The organism is Escherichia sp. TW14182, assembly GCF_000208525.1.
Lineage (GTDB): Bacteria > Pseudomonadota > Gammaproteobacteria > Enterobacterales > Enterobacteriaceae > Escherichia > Escherichia ruysiae.
Genome location: NZ_AEJZ01000367.1, coordinates 1 through 3,498, shown reverse-complemented (window position 1 = coordinate 3,498; position 3,498 = coordinate 1). Strand labels below are relative to the sequence as shown.

The following is a 3,498-nucleotide window of genomic DNA, read 5'->3' as shown; positions in this document are numbered from 1 at the left end:
CAGGCATCAGATAAAGCAGAAGGCCATCCGCAAGGATGGCCTTTTTGCGTTTCTACAAACTCTTCCTGTCATCATATCTACAAGCCATCCCCCCGCAGATACGGTAAACTAGCCTCGTTTTTGTATCAGGAAAGCAGCTATGAACCACTCCTTAAAACCCTGGAACACATTTGGTATTGATCATAATGCTCAGCACATTGTATGTGCCGAAGACGAACAACAACTACTCAATGCCTGGCAGCATGCAACCGCAGAAGGACAACCCGTTCTTATCCTGGGTGAAGGAAGTAATGTACTTTTTCTGGAAGACTATCGCGGCACGGTGATCATCAACCGGATCAAAGGTATCGAAATTCATGATGAACCTGATGCGTGGTATTTACATGTAGGAGCCGGAGAAAACTGGCATCGCCTGGTAAAATACACTTTGCAGGAAGGTATGCCTGGTCTGGAAAATCTGGCATTAATTCCTGGTTGTGTCGGCTCATCACCTATCCAGAATATTGGTGCTTATGGCGTAGAATTACAGCGCGTTTGCGATTACGTTGACTGCGTTGAGCTAACGACAGGCAAGCAAGTGCGCTTAACTGCCAAAGAGTGCCGTTTTGGCTATCGCGACAGTATTTTTAAGCATGAATATCAGGACCGCTTCGCCATTGTTGCTGTAGGTCTGCGTCTGCCAAAAGAGTGGCAACCTGTACTGACTTACGGTGACTTAACTCGTCTGGAGCCTTCAACAGTAACGCCACAGCAAGTATTTGATGCGGTGTGCCATATGAGAACTACAAAGCTGCCCGATCCAAAAGTGAACGGCAATGCTGGTAGTTTCTTCAAAAATCCTGTTGTATCTGTGGAAACGGCTAACGCGTTGTTGGCACAATTTCCAACGGCACCGAATTACCCTCAGGCGGATGGTTCAGTAAAACTGGCTGCTGGCTGGCTCATCGATCAGTGTCAGCTAAAAGGGACGCAAATGGGTGGGGCTGCGGTACACCGTCAACAGGCGTTAGTTCTCGTCAATGAAGGCAATGCAAAAAGCGAAGATGTCGTGCAACTGGCACATCATGTAAGACAGAAAGTTGGTGAAAAATTTAATGTCTGGCTTGAGCCCGAAGTTCGCTTTATTGGTGCATCAGGTGAAGTTAGCGCAGTGGAGACGATTTCATGAAGGATAATACCGTTCCACTGAAATTAATCACGCTGTTAGCGAATGGCGAATTTCACTCTGGCGAGCAGCTGGGTGAAACGTTAGGAATGAGCCGGGCGGCCATTAATAAACACATTCAAACACTGCGTGACTGGGGCGTTGATGTCTTTACCCTTCCGGGTAAAGGATACAGCCTGCCTGAGCCCATTCAGTTACTTAATGCTGAACAGATATTGAGTCAGCTGGATGGCGGTAGTGTAGCCGTGCTGCCAGTAATTGACTCCACTAATCAGTACCTTCTTGATCGTATCGAAGAGCTTAAATCGGGCGATGCCTGCGTCGCAGAATATCAGCAGGCAGGCCGTGGTCGCCGTGGTCGGAAATGGTTTTCGCCTTTTGGCGCAAACTTATATTTGTCGATGTTCTGGCGTCTGGAACAAGGCCCGGCTGCGGCAATTGGTTTAAGTCTGGTTATCGGTATCGTGATGGCGGAAGTATTACGCAAGCTGGGTGCAGATAAAGTTCGCGTTAAATGGCCTAATGACCTCTATCTACAGGATTGCAAGCTGGCAGGCATTCTTGTGGAGCTGACTGGCAAAACCGGCGATGCAGCGCAAATAGTCATTGGCGCCGGGATCAACATGGCAATGCGTCGTGTTGAAGAGAGTGTCGTTAACCAGGGATGGATCACATTGCAGGAAGCAGGGATCAATCTTGATCGTAATACGTTGGCGGCCATGCTAATACGTGAATTACGCGCGGCGCTGGAACTCTTCGAGCAAGAAGGATTGGCACCTTATCTTTCGCGTTGGGAAAAGCTGGATAATTTTATTAATCGCCCAGTGAAACTTATCATTGGTGATAAAGAAATATTTGGTATTTCACGCGGAATAGACAAACAGGGCGCTTTATTGCTTGAGCAGGATGGAATAATAAAACCCTGGATGGGTGGTGAAATATCCCTGCGTAGCGCAGAATAATAAATAAGGGGAGCATTAGCTCCCCTTTAAATTATTTGCGTAATCTGACTTCTTCTACCGCATGATTAGCACTTTTCGTCAGGATTAAACTGGCTCGCTCGCGAGTAGGTAGAATATTTTGCTTTAAGTTCAGCCAGTTGATCTCTTTCCACAACGTCATGGCAGTCTTAATAGCTTCTTCTTTAGTTAATTTCGCGTAGTTATGGAAATAGGAATCCGGGTCTGTAAAAGCCCCTTCGCGGAATTTCAGAAAACGGTTGATATACCACGTCTGAAGTAAGTCTTCCGGTGCATCAACATATATCGAAAAATCGACGAAATCAGAAACAAATACATGATGTGGGTCGTGCGGATAATCCATCCCACTCTGTAAGACATTTAACCCTTCAAGAATTAAAATATCAGGCTGAACAACAGTTTTATCTCCATCCGGGATCACATCATAAATAAGATGCGAGTAAACAGGGGCTGTAACGTTTGGCACGCCGGATTTGAGATCGGAAACAAACTTCACCAGGCGATGCATATCATACGATTCCGGGAAGCCTTTCTTTTTCATCAACCCGCGTTCTTTAAGCACTTTGTTGGGATGAAGAAAACCATCGGTAGTGATCAGTTCAACACGACGATGTTCCGGCCAACGGCTTAATAGTGCCTGTAATACACGGGCGGTTGTACTTTTCCCTACAGCTACACTGCCTGCGATGCTGATAATGTAAGGAATGCGTTGTCCGTTAGTGCCAAGAAACTGTTCCAGAACTGCCTGACGGCGCAGATTCGAGCTTATATAGAAGTTCAGCAAACGCGACAAAGGCAAATAGATCTCGGCAACTTCTTCTAACGAGAGATCTTCATTTATACCTTTGAGACGGGCGATCTCATCTTCCGATAACGTCATCGGTACGGAATCACGCAGAGCTGCCCACTGGTTGCGGTCAAACTGTAGGTAAGGCGTCATTAACGTTTGCTCTTTTATACTCATAAGCATGTTTCTGACGGTCATAGCTCTATCGGCAAAGCGATATTTGCCATGGCGCGTCACAGTTCTGTTGAATGGGTTAATGGGCAGGAGGGTAACACCAGATGGGGAGGAATAATAAGAAAAAATCGCTTCCGGGAAGCTATCGGTGAAAAGCAATGTGACAGATATTCCATCTGATAAAAAGAATGGTGTTTTAACTGGCGCATATTGTTAAGCAGAACAATGCTGAAAAAATGTGCTAATCTGCTCATTGTTCGACTGTTTCTTCATCGAGTTGTTTAAAATATGACCAACAAAACAAATTATGCAATTTTTTAGTTGCATGAGCTCGCATGTCTCCATAGAATGCGCGCTACTTGATGCCGACTTAGCTCAGTAGGTAGAGCAAC

At 45.9% G+C, this 3,498-nt stretch carries 3 protein-coding genes; 2 read left to right on the top strand and 1 reads right to left on the bottom strand.

Annotation, left to right across the window (positions count from 1 at the left end; translation table 11 throughout):
* Positions 1 to 139 precede the first annotated feature (139 nt).
* Together murB and birA are read left to right on the top strand one after the other, a co-directional pair.
* A complete protein-coding gene (murB, locus tag EQY_RS0121830) occupies positions 140 to 1,168 on the top strand; it encodes a UDP-N-acetylmuramate dehydrogenase (RefSeq protein ID WP_001016676.1) in 1,029 nt (342 codons plus the stop codon).
* Positions 1,165 to 2,127 (top strand): bifunctional biotin--[acetyl-CoA-carboxylase] ligase/biotin operon repressor BirA, encoded by a 963-nt coding sequence (gene birA / locus EQY_RS0121825; RefSeq protein WP_000654640.1) that lies wholly within the window; start codon positions 1,165 to 1,167, stop codon positions 2,125 to 2,127. The genes murB and birA overlap by 4 nt, the downstream gene beginning before the upstream one ends.
* A gap of 31 nt (positions 2,128 to 2,158) precedes the next feature.
* Here the strand turns inward: birA and coaA are convergent, their stop codons facing one another.
* Positions 2,159 to 3,109, bottom strand: coding sequence for a type I pantothenate kinase (gene coaA / locus EQY_RS0121820; RefSeq protein ID WP_000023076.1), 951 nt, complete (start codon positions 3,107 to 3,109; stop codon positions 2,159 to 2,161).
* Positions 3,110 to 3,498: the final 389 nt, after the last annotated feature.

Coding starts and splice junctions, on each gene's coding strand:
- murB (WP_001016676.1), top strand. CDS start 140: ATGAACCACTCCTTAAAACCCTGGAACACATTTGGTATTGATCATAAT.
- birA (WP_000654640.1), top strand. CDS start 1,165: ATGAAGGATAATACCGTTCCACTGAAATTAATCACGCTGTTAGCGAAT.
- coaA (WP_000023076.1), bottom strand. CDS start 3,109: ATGAGTATAAAAGAGCAAACGTTAATGACGCCTTACCTACAGTTTGAC.